Origin of the sequence: Flammeovirga sp. OC4 (assembly GCF_000812565.1) — a bacterium.
Lineage (GTDB): Bacteria > Bacteroidota > Bacteroidia > Cytophagales > Flammeovirgaceae > Flammeovirga.
In genome coordinates this window covers 88,857-107,599 of the sequence record NZ_JTAM01000014.1, presented here as the reverse complement: position 1 = coordinate 107,599, position 18,743 = coordinate 88,857, and the positions used below count along the sequence as shown (strand labels likewise).

Below are 18,743 nucleotides of genomic sequence, written 5' to 3'. Positions count from 1 at the left end.
TTTACTATTTAGCGTTAAAATTATAATTGAGAGAGAAGAGGAAATTTCTTCCCATGTCGTCAGCGAAATACCTCAGTTGATTAAGGTAGTTTCGATAACTCGTATTCAATACATTGTTTACAGAGAGATTTGCTGAGAATTGTTTCACCTTAAACCCAAATGAAGTATCTAAAAGAAAATAGCCTTCTGGCGCAGGTGTAAAATCAAAAATCTCAGACTCCGGTGTTACTATTTCATCTTCCTCCAAAGTTCTTGGGGCTTGGAACTGTTGGAAAGTATAGCTTGGTTCTACTGATAAATACGCAGACTCGATAATCCAGAAAGGTTGGATAGACCACTTTAGGTTATAACTCGCTCTGATAGGAGATTGGTTGATCAACGGCTCATCCTTTTCAATATTCCACGACCATAGATAACTCAATCCTAAAGAACCGTCTAAAACTTGCGACCATTTTTTCTGCCATGTGAAGTCTCCTCCAATAAATAAAGCATTAGATTGGTCGAAGAAAAATCCAGGCATTGGCCCCCTAACTGTACCTACAGGACCGTAAGGACGCTCATAGACAAAATTTTCAATATAATTTGTATAAGCTGTAATTGTGAAGTCGTTGGTATTCTTATTTATATTCCACTCATTGATCCATTTAAAACCTCTCTCAGGTTTTACATCACTTTCACTTAAAGGAGTTACTTTATCTGATTTATAATCGCCTTCCTCGTTTAGATAATAACGGAGCATTCCGAAAGAATACTTAAATCCGTGCTGGCCAAAAGCAAATAGTTCTTCTACATTTGGTGTTCGCCAAGCTGTCCCAAAGTTTGTTCTGTAAGTAGCATTATCAGAAAGTTGACGTACAAAACCCAAAGAGGTAGTGAGGTTTACAAAAGTATAATCGTCCCTGAAGACATTTTTATAGATATCATACCCTCTTACATTATTGTTTTCATAATCCATTCTAAGGCCCATCTCAAAGGTATTCTTCCCTTTCGTTAAGCTTTCTATAATGAAGCCACTAAAACGGTACGTATTATAATTAGGAATAAAAGGTGTAGTATCTGTTCCTGGAAGGTTATCATTATCTTGAGTAAAAAACTGAAGCCCCATAATACCTTCCAATTGAAACCACTTCTTATGCATCCACTCCAATTGATAATCAGTAGTCGTGAGGTCCAAGTTCATGATGGGCTTATAAGAATTTCTACGAACATCATACTCCTCACGATGATTGAGCTGTCTACCTACTCTAAAGGTTAGCTTTTCCTCCTCTGAATACCACCAATTGACTTCTGCCGTTGTTAAGTGGTGCTGAATCATTTGATTTGGTTCATTGATATCATATGAGAAAGGCTTAATAATCAATGGCCTATCAGCACCAATCGCTCTTTCAAAATCATCAGCATTTCCTGTAATTGAAGCTCTTAAGATTCCTAAATTCTGATCTACAAAACTATAATAGAGCTTGAAGTCAAAATCTTTCAATTTATATTTGACACCAGCATTAAATGCTTTTTCTTCTTTGCCTGTATTGGTGAGGGAATAATCCGGAGCATGTCGATCTCCAATTCGAGTATAACCACCACCAACATGGTAGCTTATGTTTTCAAAGCCTTGACTCACTTCAGTATTTGCAAAGTAGCCTTTTCCATTAGTTTGATACCCCGTTCCTACTTTTGCACTAAGTGATTGATTAAAATTCAAAGGGTTTCCCTCTACTATAATTGCTCCACCTAAAGCTTCAGGTCCGTATCGTACTCCTGAAGCTCCCTTGATTACAGTAACTTTATTGGCTGATGCAATATCAATTTCTGGAGCATGTTCCGATCCCCAATTTTGAAAACCGTGTTTAAATCCATTATTCAATAATAAAACTCGATTGCCATAAAGGCCGTGAATTACGGGAAGCTGTATATTACTTCCTGTTGATGTAAATGTGACGCCTTCTACATTAGATAGTGCATTGGCTAAGGATTGAGTTGGATCAATTTGTAACATTTCTCCATCCACTAAATCTTGAGCAACCGTCAAGGTCCCATGAATATCATTTACCTCTGAAACCGTCACTTCATCCAACGATACCACATCGGGTTTGAGATAAATCACCGATCTCTCTTCTTTCGTTTGATGTACTTTACAAGAAGCATCACATGTCGTTTTGCAATAGCCGTTACAAGAAATGATCAAACAGTTAGTTGCATTACACAAATCTCCCAATTGAAATTCTCCCTCAATATTGGTTAATACCTTTTGTGTTGTTCCTTTTATACTCACTAATGCAAATGGTAATGCCTCTTTTGTTTCTGCATCAAGTACAATGCCTTTCAATTCATAACCACAATTACTTGCCTCTTGAGCATGAAGACTCAGTGATATGATAAATGGTATGAATAGAAAAAGAATTTTGTACATGCGTTATGAAAATTAGTTTGTTATGAAAGGAGCAACATCAAAGGAATAAAAATAGGTTAACTATAAATCTCTAATTTTTAATTAATCCAAATTCACTGTAAATGCGACTATGTTGCAAAAATAGAAAAATCATTCCCATAAACGCAACAATGTTGTGTTTATTTTTTTTAATTTATTTTATCTTTGGTGCATGAAAACCGAACAGAAGATATTAGAACTCCTCTCCAACAATGGTATAAGGAAGACAAATTTCAGAATTGAGTTACTAGAATTATTCTATAAAAATAAACATGGATTATCCCACAGAGATATTAAAGAGGCAATAGAATGTATGCCCGATAAAGTAACAATTTACAGAGCATTAGATACTTTTATGGAAAAAGGAATTATACACAAAGTTCCGGATATCAACAATGTTTCTAGGTATGCCTTAACGAAAAACAAATGTGAGAATACCCATCACAATCATGCACACTTTATCTGCAATACTTGTAAGAAGACATTTTGTATGGACGACATTCAAATTCCAAATGTCCAAAATGCACAAGGCTTTAAAATCAGTAGTGTTAAACTAATATTAGAAGGAGAGTGCTCAGAATGTTCTCGTTATTAAAAAATCAAGACTTATTTACTTCTCTCGATTAAATTATATTTTAAATTCCAATCACACAATTTACACCAAAAATATTGTTACTAAATCGTTATTTAAACTCTTTTAATGCGACATTGTCGCATTAATTATTATATTTGATATAGGTCATAATTTGTATATAATCAATTTATTAACAATATGATAAGTCAAGAACAAGTCGTTAATGCTCAAAAAAAATGGGGTGCTGGAGTCGTAAAAATCGGATCCCTAAAAGAAAACAGACCTGAATGTGAAGCCTTTGCTAATGATTTCTTGGATAGCCTTTACTCATTTCAAACTGGTCCTGTATTATTCAAACCCACAAAATGTGCAAAAGAACAATTCAGACCCACCAAAGTAGAGGCTCTTTCTTATTTTATTGCAGGACAAAATCGTGCTTCACTTGAGGATAAAGGTTTTGCTATTAATCCTTGGACAAATGTACGGTTTGAAAATTCTGATATTATTTTGGAAGAAAATCGTGCTATTGCAATGGGTAACTATTTCTTTACTGATCTTAATGGAAATGAGGCAAAAGTAGAATACACTTTTGGTTATAAGATTGTTGAGGGTGAATTAAAGATTGACTTACACCACTCATCATTTCCTTATGATCCTGCACCAACAGCATAACGTTAAAGCGATCAGTTCCTAAATTTTATTAACGAGGACTAAAACTGTAAATCATGTAAGTAGTAGTTTTAAAACAATGAAACTACTACTTTTTTATTCTCCCCCTTCTCTACTACACATCAAAGCAAGGGCTCCTAACATACTACAGGTAAAACAATCTTCAACTACAAACTTTAACCTCCCTAGATTCCCATATCCAATAAAAAAGGCCTCGTTTGAGATTACGAGACCTTAATTTATAATGTTCTATTTCTTATTCACAATAGTTGCTGATGCTTGTGCTGTTGGGTACACCACTAAATCAGCAATATTGACATGTCTCTTTCTTGAGACCATAAAGTAAATGATATCTGCTATGTCTTCAGCATAAAGTGGATCATAACCTTGGTAAACTCCTTCTGCTTTTTCTTTATCTCCTTTAAATCTCACCTCAGAAAACTCTGTGTGTACTAGACCTGGATGAACAGCTCCAACACGAATCCCAAACTCATTCAGATCATAACGCATTGCTTCATTAAGTGCATTGACGGCAAATTTCGATGCATTATAAACGTTACCATTGGGGTAAACATCTTTTCCGGCAATAGAACCAATATTAATGATATGTCCTTCTTTTCTATCTTTCATCTGCTCAATAATGGCTTTCGAAACATAGAGTAATCCTTTGACATTAATATCAATCATAGCATCCCAATCATCAACATCGCCTTCATGAATGGGAGAAAGACCGTGAGCATTACCTGCATTGTTTATTAGGATATCTACTTTCTGAAAAGGTGTTGGTAATGAGGCAATCTGTGAAAAAACACTTTCTTTATCTCTTACATCAAAAGTAAGTGTATGCACATCTACTTTTTCTTCTAACTGTTTTTTCAGCTCCAACAAACGCTCTTCTCTTCTACCACAAATGATCAAATTGATACCATTTTCAGCAAATAACTCTGCGGTTGCTTTACCTATTCCTGAAGTTGCTCCAGTGACTAATGCTGTCTTTTTCATTAATTTTTATGTTTTTTGAAAGCACATAAACGATAGCTCCATAATGCTTTCTTCCTCCGTTTGAGGAGGTGTGAATATATGTTCGATATAATTGTTGAATTGTAACTGTAATGTGGGATAATGCTTTGCAAAAAGGTCTTTGAGGTACTCTTCTCTCATATCCCATTGATGGGTAAGTAATAGAAGGTAGCCTTCTTGATGCAAATGTTCTTCAATAGCTTTAAATAGCTTTTTTTCCTCTTCCTGATCTTCAGGTTGACAATGAATCACTGCATCAAGTAATATAACTTGATAATTTTGATCTAATGTATAATTAAAAATATCATCAACAATGCCTCTAATTCCATTTGCTTGAATTTGCTGTATGCCTTCTTTAGAGATATCTACTGCAGTTACTTCAAAACCTAACTGTTGAGCTGTAATAGCATCTCTCCCCTGCCCTGCTCCCAAGTCTAACAAACTCTTCTTTGGTTGAATTTGTTTTAAGAAATCGACTAATTCAGGATAGGGTGCTCCAAATGCACCTTGGGACCGGTAAAAAGCATCCCATTCTTCCGCTTTAGACCTTGTTTCCAAAATTGATTTCCGTATGATCTCCTAAATTTAAACTTTGAGCTATACCTTTTAATGTTGAATCATGACCTACAAGAGAGTTTTTCAACAATAAATCTTTTAAATCTGTAAATGCTCCAATAATTGAATTTTCTATGATGCAATTTTCTATAATTGCCTCTTCACCAATCACTACATTCGGTCCGATGATCGCATTTTTGACTACAGTATTTTTCCCAATTTTTACAGGCTTAATAATAATTGAATTCTCACATTTTATATCATCAGTAGTTGTCAATTGAAAACCAGGTCTTCCTAATAGCGTTGCATTGGCTTCTAAAAGTGAGTTTCTAGCTCCGCAATCGTACCAGTTTTCAACTTCTTGCACCTCAAAATTACAGCCTTCTGCGACCATTTTTTGAATAGCACCTGTAATTACGATTTCATTTTGAGATGTAATATTATTATCAATTACATATTCCAAACCTTCAATAAAAGCAGGAATATCCACTATTTTATAAATACCCACTAATCCTAAATTCGACTTAGGAATAACCGGACGCTCTACAAATCGTTTCACCTTTCCATCTGTATCCAATTCTGCAACGCCAACTTGACCAGGATTATCTACCTTTTGGTACCCTACCACAGAATTGGGGTTCTCCAACATTTGTTTGATATCCAAATTCACAATAGAATCACCTAAACACACCATTAGTTCTTTTTCCTCCTCGAAGAAGTTTTTAGCAACATAAACGGCATGTGCTGATCCTTCTCTTGGTATTTGTACTACAAATTCAAAATTGATTTTAGTGTCTTTATAATTTTCTAAAATAAAGGATTCAATACGTGTACCCATATAACCTATGACGATGATGAAATCATCAAAACCTGCATCTATAAATATATCTATAATATGAGCTATAACGGGTTTCCCTGCCACAGGCAATAACGCCTTCGGTTGAGTATTGGTCAAAGGACGTAAGTTAGAACCTCGTCCTGCAACTGGTATTAATACTTTCATTTTGATTATCTTGTTCCTATATATATCAAATATAAGTACTCAAACAAAATTATTATTACTATCTATTATTTTTTGCGATAGCATTCCTCTAAAAAATAGAATTTATACCGATTTTAATGTTGTTCACATAAAAAGTATTTTAGAAAACAGTTATCAACTAACTTTGTGGTAGCTAATACTAAGCGTTGCTAAAATCAGAATAAATATCCAATTCAAAAATAAATAGTATCGATACCTTTTATTCCAAATTTACATTTTAACTAAAACTAAAAATGAGAAAAGTACTTTACTTTCTATCACTAACTGCAGTTTTAACTTCTTGTTCAGAAGGAAATAAAAAAACTGAGCAAAAACTTGAAAAAGCTACTGCAGAAGAATGGAAAATTGCGTCTTCTATGTTTGGTGTTCTACCAACTGAAGCGATCAATGAAGAAAATCCATCCAACGAATCAAAAATCCAGTTAGGTAAGATGTTGTACTTTGATACTCGTTTATCAAAAGACGGTAATATCAGCTGTAATTCTTGCCACGATTTAGCCACTTTCGGGGTGGACAATAAAGCCACTTCACCAGGTGACACAGGTGAATTTGGCGATAGAAACTCCCCTACAGTAATCAACTCAGCTTTGCAATTTGTACAGTTCTGGGATGGTAGAGCGAAAGATGTAGAAGAACAAGCTATCGGGCCAATCTTGAATCCAATTGAGCACGCAATGCCAAATGAGAAAGAAGTGATTAACCGTTTGAGCGAGGTTGCGGAATACGTAAAATTATTCAAAGAGGCATTCCCTAACGAAAAACAACCCCTTACTTATAAAAATGTAGGTAATGCAATTGGTTCTTTTGAAAGAACTTTATTGTTCCCTTCACGATTTGACAGATTCCTTGCTCAAGAAAGTAACTCTTACTTGTTGACTGCAAAAGAGGCACAAGGCTTAAGAGACTTCCAAGAGGCAGGATGTGTTACTTGTCACTCAGGAAATATGCTAGGTGGAAATATGTACCAAAAGTTTGGTGTATATGGCAACTACTGGGAAATGACAGGTTCTAAAAAGCAAGACGAGGGAAGAAAAGAAGTAACAGGTCAGGAAAATGATAAATACCATTTCAAAGTTCCTACGTTGAGAAATATCGCTAAAACTGCTCCTTACTTCCATGATGGTTCTGTAGAAAAACTGGAAGATGCTGTAAAAATTATGGCTAAACTTCAGTCAAATGTTGAGATTACTGATGAGCAAGCTTCTAACATTTCGGCATTCTTAGGAACGTTAACTTCTAAAATTCCAGAGGAAGTTTCACAAGCACCTACATTACCATAACAAAAGCATTGTACTATTTATTTGAAGAGCACTTAATCGGTGCTCTTTTTTTATATAAGGCAATCTAAGCAAAAACTAAATTTTCAGTATTTAGAAATCAAGAAATTTCTGATTACCTGTAAAACACGAACGACTCTAACGCATAACATGCGCTCTAGTAAGCTTTACCCAATTAGTTTAGTAGTAATTCTCCGGCATTGAAGGGAAAAGCGTTAAGAATTTCATGGAATGAGCCGTTAAAAATGATTTTCTTGTTTGAGCAGAGCGAGTTTAAAATCATTTAGGCGAAAGGAATGGAATTTAGCTTTTGACTTCTGAGCCTAGATTTTTTGCTTCGTTTTTCATCAATGGAAAAATGAAGAAGAAAGAAGATTGAAAGTATGATAATGAAAGCTAACAGTAATCCCAATTGATTGTTGACAATAATTCAATTTACAGAGTAATAAAGAAGAAAATTTTCTCAATAAAAAAAGGCGTCATTGCTGACACCTTTCTTTTATTTTCAATATCTAAAGATATATTACTCATCTCTCATTTTTAATGGTTGACCAGTAGTCTCCAATACTGCCCACCATAATGGACCATTTACATCAATTTTCTTTCTTGATGCTGTAGCCGCTGGAATTGGAAGGTAAGTAAATTGGTTATGCCAACGACCTACTACGAAATCTGTTAAACCAGCCATTGCACCGTGAACGGCATTTAAAGCTAAGTCGTTACAGAATACACTATCAGCAGGGATTGCCACCTCAGAACGGATGATATATGAAGGGTCAATGTATTTTACAGTTGCCTCAATATCTTCGCTCTTAAAGAATTTGTTGATTTCGTCTTTCAAATGAACACCAATGTCTTTATGCTTGATGTTTCCTGACTTATCTTTCTTCACATCTTCATGATCAAATAAGTTCTGGCCAGCACCTTCTGCTACCACTACCAATGCATGATGACGGTCTAATACTCTTTCTTTCAACGCTGCTAAGAAACCTTTCTCACCGTGTAAATCGAATTCATTTTCTGGTACTAATACGAAGTTTACATCTGGCATTGCAAGTGCTGCATTCGCTGCAATAAAACCAGAGTCTCTACCCATTAGTTTTACGATTGCTACTCCATTGTATGCACCTGTAGCTTCGTTGTGAGCATCTCTTACTACTGCTGCTGCTGTTGTAAATGCTGTATCGAAACCGAAAGTCTTCGTCATGAAGTTTACATCATTATCAATCGTCTTAGGAATACCTGCAGTAACGATTTTCAAACCTCTTCTTTCAATTTCTTCATTGATTACGTGGTTACCCGAAAGTGTACCATCACCACCAATAGTGAAAAGGATGTTGATGTTTTCTCTTTCAAGAGCATCAACCATAGCAGAAATATCCTGACGTCCTCTTGAAGAACCAAGGATAGTACCACCGAATAAGTGAATATCTTTTACAACATCTGGCGTTAATTTTACCATTTCATGACCATATTCTGGAATCAATCCTTGGTAACCATATTGAATACCCCAAATGTTTCTTACTTTATATCTATAATATAAACCATTTACCAAACCACGGATTACGTTGTTGATACCTGGACATAAACCACCACAAGTAACGATAGCGGCTTTTGTTTTCGAAGGATCGAAATATATATCTTTTCTAGGTCCTGCTTTTAAGAAAGAAATTGGTTCTTCACTAGACTCTAGATTATTTTTATAGCTACTTAAAGAAGCATCATATACGATTCTTCTTGACTCATCGATGAATAATTCGTTACTAATCTCTTCGTCTGCGTAATTTTTATAAATAGGAGATACTAAAGTGGCTTTGCCTAACTTTTTGACCTCAAAGTCTTCTTGTTTCAAGTCGTTCATGAGATAGTATTATTTATTATAATGTATGTATCAATTTTTCAAACACGAATAACAGTATATTTCTATTAAAAAAGGATGACAAAAGTAACCCTCTTACAGTCGTCACAATAAATTCATGCAACCATTAGGAATTTCTTATGTCTTTAAGGCATATACAATTATTTTCACACAATATTCATTTGTTAATTGTTGTTATCCATAACAAACAATGAGTCGCAAAAATACAATAAAAAATGAAAACAAAATTATTTATTCTAAGCATCGCACTTCTTTTTTCATCATTTGTTCATGCTCAAGAAACAGACACTCGCTCATTAGGTTCTTTTGAAGGAATCAAAATCAGTGGTTCAATGGATGTAAAACTTATTTCAGGTAAAAAAAATGAAGCAGTTGTACATTTATATGGGAGTACTAAACCTTCGGATGTGATCACTGAAGTATCTGGTGGTAAACTTTCTATTCGTCCTAAAAAAGGTGTTCGTAATGTAAGAGCAGACATCGAAATTACTTACAACAACAAAATCAATAGTGTAAGTTTTTCTGGTTCTTCAGATATTGTCTGTAAAGGAAAAGTATTAGCAGACAACTTAACTTTAGCAGGTAGCGGATCAGGAAGTTTTGCAGGAGAGGTAAATGTTGATGAATTAAAAGCTAGCCTTAGTGGTTCGGGTGAGTTAGACCTTAAAGGTAAGGCAGACAATTTCAGTATTTCAGTAAGTGGTTCTGCTGATATTGACGCTAAAGACATGGAATCCAAAATTGTTACCATCTCAGTAAGTGGTTCAGGTGATGTGGACTGCTGGGCTACAGAAGAAATTAACGCAAGAGTTTCTGGATCGGGTGACATCAGATATAAAGGTCGTCCAGAAAAAACTAAAATCAAGGTTTCTGGATCGGGTGATATCTCGCAAATTCAATAAAATCACAACAATTAATTCATATTGATACACTCAAATGAAAGTGTATCAAGAATAAACAAAGCAAGGATATCAGTAACAAATGTATCGCTAAGATGATAAACTGAACAGTAGCGGTTTTGGAAAACTATCTTCTCCTCAGTCAATAATTATTAAAATGCGAAAAATAAAAAGCCTTCTAACTGTGTACTACAGATGGAAGGCTTTTTATTTGAATTGGACTATTTCTTAAAAAATAGTATATCCCACTGTAAATGCTATTGAATTATACTCTGCTTTCCAGAATAAATATTCGCCTAATAGGTTTCTATTTGTATAATACTTTAACTCACCGATAAATCTATCTGATACCTTTACTCCTACACTAAAAGCCAAATTTCCTCTTGAATCTATTGTTAAAGGTTCGTACAAATTAGAAGAGTCTTCTCTTTTAAAAGTAATTTCAGAATCAAACGAATAATCTAAAATATATGCTACCCCAAAGTATAGTTTTAGATTTTTATTCAAATAAGAATAATAACGTACACCAAATGGTATTTCTATGGAGTTATATTTTACTGAAGTAGTAGTAGTTCTCCTTACAGCACTTGAGGTTATTTGATAATTTTCCCCTGTATATGTTTGATATGTCGGTGCAATATATAAGCCCCATTTATTTTTGTTATAAGGTAAAATATATTCAAAATCTCCTCCTACTCTAAAATTTGTTTGATTATCAAATTGTATACCCTCACTTTTACTATTACTATTTTTTATAAAAAGACCACTATTACCCAAACCCAATTTAGCTGTAAAATGGAAAGAGTTCTTTTTCTTTTTAGTTGTATAGTCTTTTGTATTCAATGGTGTATCACCATTAAATTTCTGAATTACAGGCTTGATCTTTTTGAGGCTATAATCAATATTCTCAACATCAGCGATGGTGATATTATTGGTTCTTAAATTAAGGTATAGCTGTTGTTTAAAATAAGAATTATATGCTATCTTATTTTTAGATCTATACCTTTTGTAGACTAAAGGCTCTATTTCTTTACCATCTAGATGAAGGAAAAAGCGTAAAAGCTCCATATCCTTATATTGGTATAAAGATGCCTTCCCTTCAAGTATTACTTTTAAGAAAACAGTTTCTTCTTTAAAAAGAGGACCTCTTTCTTCTTTTAGATTCGCAAGGTTATTACTTGAATGATCTATTTGTACTGTTTCTTTGATATATTTAAACTCTCCCTCAATCCCAAAAGCCTTTATATCTTCAAGAGAACCTGATTTTGCCTTTGAATCTTGTGACAACCTGTATTCAATCTTCCTCGGACTTTGTGCCCATTCTAAATTTTTGATGAAACACTCTAACCTTTCATTATCATTGTTAATAATATATCCCTTTTCAAAATTAATTTGAGCAAAGGCTGAAAAAGTAAATAAGATTGAAATCATCGACGAATAAAATAATTTTGCCATTGATGTTTTAGTTAAAAAAATTAATAATTTGCTGCTTAATGATGAAACCATAAGTATTAGGAATAGAAAAATTCCCTACTTATTTCTTTAAATTAAAAAATGGTATGTTCTTTAATATTTTGCTTTCTTTAAAAAGGAGTTTACCAAAGGTTGTAGTACCAATGATAAACTCCAAATATATAAATATAAGTAGCTGTTCAAAATTATCTATAGCATAAATGCATTTGAAGTATGATCAGCTACTTAATTCAAGTTATGTATTACATTCTCTTTGAGAAACCAACTTCAAAATACAAGCGCTATTTCAATTTCCTTTCTTCAAAAAGACCTTTCCAAACCAAGTTGTACCAATTGTCCCTAATAGCACTACTGAAATAGAGCTTAAAGGCATTAAAATAGCAGCGATCAAAGGTGATAGGTTTCCTTGAACTGCATAAGACAATCCTAATACATTATACAGTAAAGAAACTACGAAGCCCAAATAAACCATCGTCATCGCTTTTTTAGAGAAAGATAAATAACGGTTTAGTTGATTTACTTTTTGAGCGGCTAAAATAGCGTCACAAGCTGGAGAGAATTGATGAGCATCTTCAGCGACAGCAATCCCGACATCTGACTGTTTTAAAGCCCCTGCATCATTTAAACCATCACCAATCATCAATACAGTTTCTCCTTTGGTCTGACTTGCCTGAATAAAATCCATCTTATCTTTTGGAGATTGATCAAAATGCATTTCTGTACCTTCAGGAAAAGATTTTGAAAGCTTTTCTCTCTCTGATGAATTATCACCTGATAATAAGGAGATTTTATAACCTCTCTCATGAAGAAACGATAATAGTCCATCAACACCTTCACGAAGAGACTGTGCTAGTAAGAATTTACCAAACACTTTCCCATCAATATTAACATACGAAACGGTTTGGAATGTTTTCTTACCTGATTGATCAGCATTGACAAAAGAAGCTTTTCCTAATTTAATAGTGTGCCCATTTACCTCACCTTGTATACCATTCCCTTGCACTTCTTCAAAATTGTCGACCTTATATTTTTGATCCAACTGCCTTAAATGTTGAGCAATCCGACTACTCACAGGATGTGTCGATTGAGAAGTAACTGCATAGACCAATTGTAATTGTTCTTCTGTCAGATCTTCTCCTTCAAATGAAATGGATTGTTCTTTAGCTGATGTAATCGTACCCGTTTTATCAAAAACAATATGGTTGACAGCTGCCATTTTTTCTACAGCAATAGTATCTTTCGTATACAAACCGAAACGAGCCATAATTCGCATAGCATTGCCTAAAGCAAATGGTGCATTCAACGCCAATGCACACGGACATGCAATAATTAAAACTGCTGTAAAGGTATTCACGGCATGGTTTGCACCGTCCACTGACCACCAATAGGCTCCTGCAATAGAAGCAATAATTAGAATAGCAATCGTAAACCACTTACTTAAAACATTGGTTTTAGACTGCAATAAATCCTTCATAGCTTCTTCTTGGAAAGTCTGTTCATTCCAAAGACGCGTCAAATAACTTTGAGATACTTCTTTTGTTGTCTCTATTTCAATAACACCTCCCGTCTGTTTTCCCCCAGCATATAAAAGGTCTCCAGATACTTTGCGAATAGGCACTGACTCACCTGTAACAAAACTATAATCAATTCTACCTTCTCCTTTTTTCAATATTGAATCCGCAGGAATTAATTCTCCATTTTTAATTTGTAAAGTGTCATTCACTTCCAATTTAGAAAGGGGAATATTCTCTTTGATGCCTTTTACAATCCTTGTGATAGCAATAGGAAAATATGATTTATAATCTCTTTCGAATGAAATATTATCAAAAGTCTTTTGCTGAAACCACTTACCAATCAGTAATAGAAAAATCAAAGCGCCCAAAGAATCAAGGTAACCTGCTCCGGTATCGGATAGAATTTCATAAGCTGATCGTAAAAACAATGCAAAAATTCCCAGTGAAATTGGCACATCAATATTCACTCCTCCGTGTCTTAGTGCATGCCAAGCAGATGTCAGGTAATCCCTAGCTCCATAGAAGAAAACGGGAATACTTAAGACTAAATTCAAGTAACCAAACAGTTCTATAAAGTGCTGATCTTCTACCGTGATTCCCAAATATTCTGGAAAACTCAGCATCATAATATTACCAAAGCAAAAGCCTACAACACCAAGTTTGATATAAAAGGATTTCTCTTGTGCTTTTTTGGCTTTATTTTTTTTGTTCTTTTCTAAATCTTCAAGATTGATCAATGGTTCATATCCAAGATTGATCAACAACTCCACCACATCACGTAAGGATAGTTTCTCTTCTAAAAATGTAACATAGATTTCTCTCTTAAGGAAATTGACTTTAGACTCTGCTATACCTTCACTCAGTTCAGGTAATTTTTCAAGTAGCCAAATACAGGAAGAACAATGAATTTGTGGTAGGTAAAAACTGAGTCGAGCAATTCTACCATCAGAAAAATCAATGAGCTTTTTAATGATCGTTTCATCATCCAAGTAAGCTAATTTTTCACGTTGTGATTTTCCTTTTTGTTTTACACCAGGCTGATTGTTTAGACGGTAGTAATCTGTAAGATTATTTTCCTGTAAAAGATCATAAACCATATGGCATCCATTACAACAAAATGATTTCCCTTCCTCATTTTTTATAATTTCATCTGTACAGTCTTCTCCACAGTGATAACAAGTTTCTTTATTTTCGTTTGAGTGCATGTTCATGTCTAATAATAGATTGGCGTAAATTTCGTTAGCAAAATTGAAATCAGCACTGACAATTATCAATTCATCACTCCTATTGACAAATAAAAACTAAAAATTGGGTATCAAGCCTTTCTAATCCATTATTTTTGGGCTTCAATTCGGACTACCTTTCGAAAAAAGAAAAAAATTATATGAATATAAAAGTTGGAAGTGGGGTTAAACAGATGCTATTAGCATCACTAGTAATGACCACTATGCAATTGATAGTGAAAGCAATTCCACAAATACCTCCTCAAGAAGTTGTTTTCTTCAGGGCATTAACCTCTCTTGTTTTAAGTTATATTACACTCAAAAAAGCGGGAGTTTATCTTTGGGGAAATAATCAGAAAATGCTTTTATTAAGAGGCTTTTTTGGAACCATCTCTCTAGTCTTAGTATTTGCAAGTTTTCAAAACCTTCCTTTAGCTACCGCAGTCGTATTACAAAATTTAGCACCTTTGTTTACTGCACTCTTTGCGATGCTATTTTTAAAACAGCCTTTGAAACCTTTACAATTTTTATTTTTAGGAATCAGTATTGTTGGAGTCGTTTTCATCAAAGGTTTTGACCCAAGAGTAGACCCTGTATTTTTAACGATTGCTTTATTGGGAGCCATTGGATCGGCTGCAGCATATACAGTTATTGGAAAGTTAAAAGGAAAAGAACATCCTGTCGTAGTAGTATTTTACTTTCCATTTGTAGCGGTTCCCATCACGGGTATATGGAGTTATTTTGATTGGGTAATGCCTGAAGGTATCGAAATATGGTGTGCCCTATTGAGCATTGGCGTTTTATCACAAATCGGTCAAATTCTTTTAACAAAGGCTTATCAATCTGATGATGATGCACTGACCGTTTCTAGTATGAATTACACAAGTGTTATTTATGGAGCTCTTTACGGAATGTATTTCTTTGGTGAATTTTTCACAATGGAAGTTATAATAGGTATGTTCCTCGTTATCTCAGGCACATTGCTGAATCTAGTTTATAAACACAGACTCAATAAAAAAGGAGCTGCATAGACTCACAAATCTCTATAAAGAAAAAAGCCATTGAAAGTAAAATTCAATGGCTTTTTTTATTTTCAAAAGGCTATTTATTCAGCATCTTCCTGTTCTGATGATGGAGGATTTAGTTTTACACCTCTTCTCATGTAAGCAGGGACATCACGAAGATCTTTCATATCTTCATTAGAAATATCCTTTACTGATTCAAATTTTTTGTAACTGCTCAAATGTGGAGTTTCAGCTTCTTTAGAAACATCATCTGAAGCTACAGGACTTTCAGGTTTAGGAGTTACTTCATTCCCAACATAATCGTCCTCTAAAGAAAATACTACTTTCTTAGGCTCTTCTTTTGGTTGGGGAGCCGCTGAAGCTTCAACTTCAAGAGGTTTTTCTTCCTCTTCTGTCTTTTCTTCAACAACTGGAGGTTTTTCCTCCTTAACTTCTGAAGTAGGTTTTGCCACTGGAATAGGCGTACTTATTCTAGTGCTCTGTGTACCTGACTCCCCTTTGCTAAAAAAATCGCCGCTTGTTTTGATTTCTTTGTCTTCTTCGAAACCTGTAGCAATTACAGTTACGCTGATTGCATCACCCAATGATTCATCTTTAGCCACACCAAAGATAACCTCGGCCTCGTCTCCAGCTCTTTCTTGGATGTAAGTTGTCACTTGTTCCAACTCACTCATATCCAAGTTATCGTAATCACTAACCACAAGGCTAAGTAAGATATATTTAGCGTTGGTAATGTCAGTGTTGTTCAATAATGGTGAGGCAATTGCAGCCTCAGTCGCACGGATAGCACGGTCCTCACCTGACTCAATTGATGAGCCCATTACGGCAGTACCAGCATCACGCATTACAGTGTTTACATCTTCAAAGTCAACATTGATGTATGCATCTACAGTAATGATTTCGGCAATTGATTTTGCAGCACGAGCCAATACATTATCAGCTTGAGCAAAAGCTTCTCTCATTGAAGAACGTCCGTAAACTTCTTTCAATTTTTCATTTAGAATCACAAGAACAGTGTCACAGTGTTCTTTCAAGTCTTCAATACCTTGAAGTGCTCTTCTTTCTTTTGGTTTACCTTCAAATCTGAAAGGCATCGTTACGATACCTACAGTAAGAATGTTCAAGCTTCTCGCGATTTCAGCAATTACAGGAGCAGCTCCTGTACCTGTACCGCCACCCATACCAGCAGTGATGAAGACCATTTTTGTACCATTGGACAAGAATGATTTAATTTCATCTTTTGTTTCCATTGCAGATTCTCTACCAATTTCTGGTTTTGCACCTGCTCCTAAACCTGCAGTAAGTTCAACGCCTAATTGAATTTTGTTGGGTACTGGACTTGATTCCAATGCTTGTTTATCTGTGTTAGCCACAAAAAAATCTACATCATGGATTCCAAGTTCATACATGTGACGGACAGCATTACCGCCACCACCACCAACACCGACCACCTTAATGATCTTGTTAGCCGTAGGGTTGCTTGTCATATCAAACTCGTAGCTCGTATCAGCCATAGATTCTAAAAAATTTATTTATTCAACCACCTAAAATGGTTGTTTATTTATATCAAAAATTCAAAGTGCTAAAATAATAGCATTATTCGTAAAAAATGACACATTATTCCACTTTTATGGTAGAATATGGTCATTTTATTCAATGAAAATACAGAATTAATAAAAACAATCCAATTAACTTATAGTTTTATTGGTTAATCTTTATAATCTTCCGTATCGTCATAGTCATCAATTAATAAATCCTTCGCCTTTTGAAGGAAATCTGAGAAAATGTTCTTTCCTCTTGGTCCAGAAGTTTCAGGTACCTTTACTTGATCTGAAGTCCCTTCACCTTTCACTTCTTGTTGGTAGATACTTCTTGGTCTTTCCAACTCTCTTTGGTCTAATGCTTTAAATCCTGCTAAAGCTAATCCTAATCCAGTTGAGAATTTTGGATCTTTTACTTTCTCAGAACGGTCGCTCTTACCTAAGAACGCTGTAGGGTAACCAATTCTTGTGTCTAATCCTACTTTATATTCAAACAAATGTTGGATATTTTTAAGTTTAGATCCTCCACCTGTCAGTACTAACCCTCCGGCTAATTTATCCAAATAACCTGATGCTCGTAATTCTGCTTGAATCAAGTCGATGATTTCCTCCATTCTTGCCTCAATGATATAAGCAAGATTTTTAATAGAAATCTCTTTTGGAGTTCTATTATTAATACCAGGAATTTCAACCACCTCAGCGTCATTTGTGTTGACAGCCATTGATTGACCAAACTTTACTTTCAATAATTCAGCTTGATGCTGCATTACGGCACATCCTTGTTTGATATCGGAAGTAATGATATCTCCACCGAAAGGAATTACTGCTGTATGCCTGATTATTCCATCATAGAAAATGGCAATATCAGTAGTACCACCTCCAATATCAATGATAGCTACACCTGCTTCTTTTTCTTCATCAGTCAAAACGGCCATACTTGAAGCTAATGGCTCTAACATCATCTGATCACATTCCAAATTACTTCTTTCAATACATTTTTTGATATTACGTATCGAATTAGAATTGGCTGTAACGATATGAAAATCGGCCTCTAACTTCACTCCTGCCATACCTACAGGATCTTTGATTTTCTCTTCACTATCGACTGTATAATGAAGTGGCAATACGTGTATAATTTCAGTTCCAGGTTCAGTGATTACACGATACATATCGTTTGTCAAACGCTCAACATCTGTTACTGATATTTCGTCTTCTTGATGTGGAAGAGTAATACTTCCATGTTGACGGAAACTTTTGATATGCTTTCCCGCAACACCCACATTCACTACATTGATCTCAATTTGCGAGTCTTGCTCAGCTGCTGTAATTGCTTGGTCAATCGCCTCTGTAGTCTTTGCGATATTACTCACCGTACCATCACGCACACCTTCTGAAGTAGAATGACCTAATCCGAGTATCTCTAACTGATTGTACTCATTCATTCTGCCAACTACAGCACACACCTTTGTAGTTCCAATATCAAGCCCTACGATTATCTTTTCTTCTTCCATACTCTAAACAAATTTATGATGAGTAATTTGTGGGTTTATGTTTTATTAATGAGGATCTTAAATCCGAAAACTATTAAAAAATCAAAATTTCCTAATATGTATCCAAAAAAGCAAAT

The 18,743-nt window shown here is 34.8% G+C and carries 14 protein-coding genes; 5 read left to right on the top strand and 9 right to left on the bottom strand.

All coding sequences use genetic code 11. The features are described from left to right. Window positions 1–4: 4 nt before the first annotated feature. Complete coding sequence (locus PL77_RS12180; protein ID WP_044205411.1) at window positions 5–2,407, bottom strand: TonB-dependent receptor; 2,403 nt, start codon at window positions 2,405–2,407, stop codon at window positions 5–7. A gap of 190 nt (window positions 2,408–2,597) precedes the next feature. Here PL77_RS12180 and PL77_RS12175 point away from each other — a divergent pair, with 190 nt between their 5' ends. Together PL77_RS12175 and PL77_RS12170 are read left to right on the top strand one after the other, a co-directional pair. Further along, window positions 2,598–3,020: a Fur family transcriptional regulator gene (locus PL77_RS12175; protein WP_044205410.1), complete on the top strand. Its 423-nt coding sequence runs from the start codon at window positions 2,598–2,600 to the stop codon at window positions 3,018–3,020. Between the two features lie 177 nt (window positions 3,021–3,197). Further along, window positions 3,198–3,671 carry a hypothetical protein gene (locus PL77_RS12170; RefSeq protein WP_044205408.1) on the top strand — a complete coding sequence of 158 codons (474 nt, stop codon included), beginning with the start codon at window positions 3,198–3,200 and terminating at the stop codon, window positions 3,669–3,671. A gap of 246 nt (window positions 3,672–3,917) precedes the next feature. Here PL77_RS12170 and PL77_RS12165 read toward each other — a convergent pair whose 3' ends face one another. The 3 genes from PL77_RS12165 to PL77_RS12155 are packed head-to-tail and all read right to left on the bottom strand — an operon-like array spanning window position 3,918 to window position 6,246. Next, a complete protein-coding gene (locus tag PL77_RS12165; RefSeq protein WP_044205406.1) occupies window positions 3,918–4,670 on the bottom strand; it encodes an SDR family NAD(P)-dependent oxidoreductase in 753 nt (250 codons plus the stop codon). Between the two features lie 6 nt (window positions 4,671–4,676). Next, on the bottom strand, window positions 4,677–5,246 hold the full coding sequence (locus PL77_RS30490) for a bifunctional 2-polyprenyl-6-hydroxyphenol methylase/3-demethylubiquinol 3-O-methyltransferase UbiG (protein WP_052444352.1): 570 nt from the start codon (window positions 5,244–5,246) through the stop codon (window positions 4,677–4,679). Beyond that, window positions 5,230–6,246: a sugar phosphate nucleotidyltransferase gene (locus PL77_RS12155; protein WP_044205404.1), complete on the bottom strand. Its 1,017-nt coding sequence runs from the start codon at window positions 6,244–6,246 to the stop codon at window positions 5,230–5,232. The genes PL77_RS30490 and PL77_RS12155 overlap by 17 nt, the downstream gene beginning before the upstream one ends. A 272-nt stretch (window positions 6,247–6,518) precedes the next feature. Between PL77_RS12155 and PL77_RS12150 the strand changes: the two genes are divergently transcribed. Next, a complete protein-coding gene (locus PL77_RS12150) occupies window positions 6,519–7,565 on the top strand; it encodes a cytochrome-c peroxidase (protein ID WP_044205401.1) in 1,047 nt (348 codons plus the stop codon). Window positions 7,566–8,085: 520 nt separating this feature from the next. Here the strand turns inward: PL77_RS12150 and PL77_RS12145 are convergent. After that, window positions 8,086–9,423 carry an ATP-dependent 6-phosphofructokinase gene (locus PL77_RS12145; RefSeq protein WP_044205400.1) on the bottom strand — a complete coding sequence of 446 codons (1,338 nt, stop codon included), beginning with the start codon at window positions 9,421–9,423 and terminating at the stop codon, window positions 8,086–8,088. Between the two features lie 233 nt (window positions 9,424–9,656). Here PL77_RS12145 and PL77_RS12140 point away from each other — a divergent pair, with 233 nt between their 5' ends. Next, complete coding sequence (locus tag PL77_RS12140) at window positions 9,657–10,343, top strand: head GIN domain-containing protein (protein WP_044205397.1); 687 nt, start codon at window positions 9,657–9,659, stop codon at window positions 10,341–10,343. A 225-nt stretch (window positions 10,344–10,568) separates the two neighbouring features. Here PL77_RS12140 and PL77_RS12135 read toward each other — a convergent pair whose 3' ends face one another. Together PL77_RS12135 and PL77_RS12130 are read right to left on the bottom strand one after the other, a co-directional pair. Then, window positions 10,569–11,795, bottom strand: a complete 1,227-nt coding sequence (locus PL77_RS12135) for an outer membrane beta-barrel protein (RefSeq protein ID WP_172665841.1) — start codon at window positions 11,793–11,795, stop codon at window positions 10,569–10,571. A 304-nt stretch (window positions 11,796–12,099) separates the two neighbouring features. Further along, a complete protein-coding gene (locus tag PL77_RS12130; RefSeq protein ID WP_253273983.1) occupies window positions 12,100–14,532 on the bottom strand; it encodes a heavy metal translocating P-type ATPase metal-binding domain-containing protein in 2,433 nt (810 codons plus the stop codon). Window positions 14,533–14,711: 179 nt separating this feature from the next. Between PL77_RS12130 and PL77_RS12125 the strand changes: the two genes are divergently transcribed. Beyond that, the gene (locus PL77_RS12125) at window positions 14,712–15,581 is read left to right on the top strand and encodes a DMT family transporter (protein ID WP_156152341.1); all 870 of its coding nucleotides are present in this window, start codon (window positions 14,712–14,714) and stop codon (window positions 15,579–15,581) included. Window positions 15,582–15,655: 74 nt separating this feature from the next. On the opposite strand, the gene ftsZ is transcribed toward PL77_RS12125, so the two are convergent. Further along, window positions 15,656–17,089: a cell division protein FtsZ gene (gene ftsZ, locus PL77_RS12120; RefSeq protein WP_052444350.1), complete on the bottom strand. Its 1,434-nt coding sequence runs from the start codon at window positions 17,087–17,089 to the stop codon at window positions 15,656–15,658. Between the two features lie 194 nt (window positions 17,090–17,283). Next, window positions 17,284–18,627 carry a cell division protein FtsA gene (gene ftsA / locus PL77_RS12115; protein ID WP_044205391.1) on the bottom strand — a complete coding sequence of 448 codons (1,344 nt, stop codon included), beginning with the start codon at window positions 18,625–18,627 and terminating at the stop codon, window positions 17,284–17,286. Window positions 18,628–18,743 lie beyond the last annotated feature (116 nt).

Excerpts from the sequence above, each read along its gene's own strand:
- PL77_RS12170 (WP_044205408.1), top strand. The coding sequence starts at position 3,198 with ATGATAAGTCAAGAACAAGTCGTTAATGCTCAAAAAAAATGGGGTGCT.
- PL77_RS12145 (WP_044205400.1), bottom strand. The coding sequence starts at position 9,423 with ATGAACGACTTGAAACAAGAAGACTTTGAGGTCAAAAAGTTAGGCAAA.
- PL77_RS12155 (WP_044205404.1), bottom strand. The coding sequence starts at position 6,246 with ATGAAAGTATTAATACCAGTTGCAGGACGAGGTTCTAACTTACGTCCT.
- ftsA (WP_044205391.1), bottom strand. The coding sequence starts at position 18,627 with ATGGAAGAAGAAAAGATAATCGTAGGGCTTGATATTGGAACTACAAAG.
- PL77_RS12130 (WP_253273983.1), bottom strand. The coding sequence starts at position 14,532 with ATGCACTCAAACGAAAATAAAGAAACTTGTTATCACTGTGGAGAAGAC.
- PL77_RS12165 (WP_044205406.1), bottom strand. The coding sequence starts at position 4,670 with ATGAAAAAGACAGCATTAGTCACTGGAGCAACTTCAGGAATAGGTAAA.
- PL77_RS12150 (WP_044205401.1), top strand. The coding sequence starts at position 6,519 with ATGAGAAAAGTACTTTACTTTCTATCACTAACTGCAGTTTTAACTTCT.
- ftsZ (WP_052444350.1), bottom strand. The coding sequence starts at position 17,089 with ATGGCTGATACGAGCTACGAGTTTGATATGACAAGCAACCCTACGGCT.
- PL77_RS12140 (WP_044205397.1), top strand. The coding sequence starts at position 9,657 with ATGAAAACAAAATTATTTATTCTAAGCATCGCACTTCTTTTTTCATCA.
- PL77_RS12175 (WP_044205410.1), top strand. The coding sequence starts at position 2,598 with ATGAAAACCGAACAGAAGATATTAGAACTCCTCTCCAACAATGGTATA.
- PL77_RS12135 (WP_172665841.1), bottom strand. The coding sequence starts at position 11,795 with ATGGCAAAATTATTTTATTCGTCGATGATTTCAATCTTATTTACTTTT.
- PL77_RS12125 (WP_156152341.1), top strand. The coding sequence starts at position 14,712 with ATGAATATAAAAGTTGGAAGTGGGGTTAAACAGATGCTATTAGCATCA.
- PL77_RS12180 (WP_044205411.1), bottom strand. The coding sequence starts at position 2,407 with ATGTACAAAATTCTTTTTCTATTCATACCATTTATCATATCACTGAGT.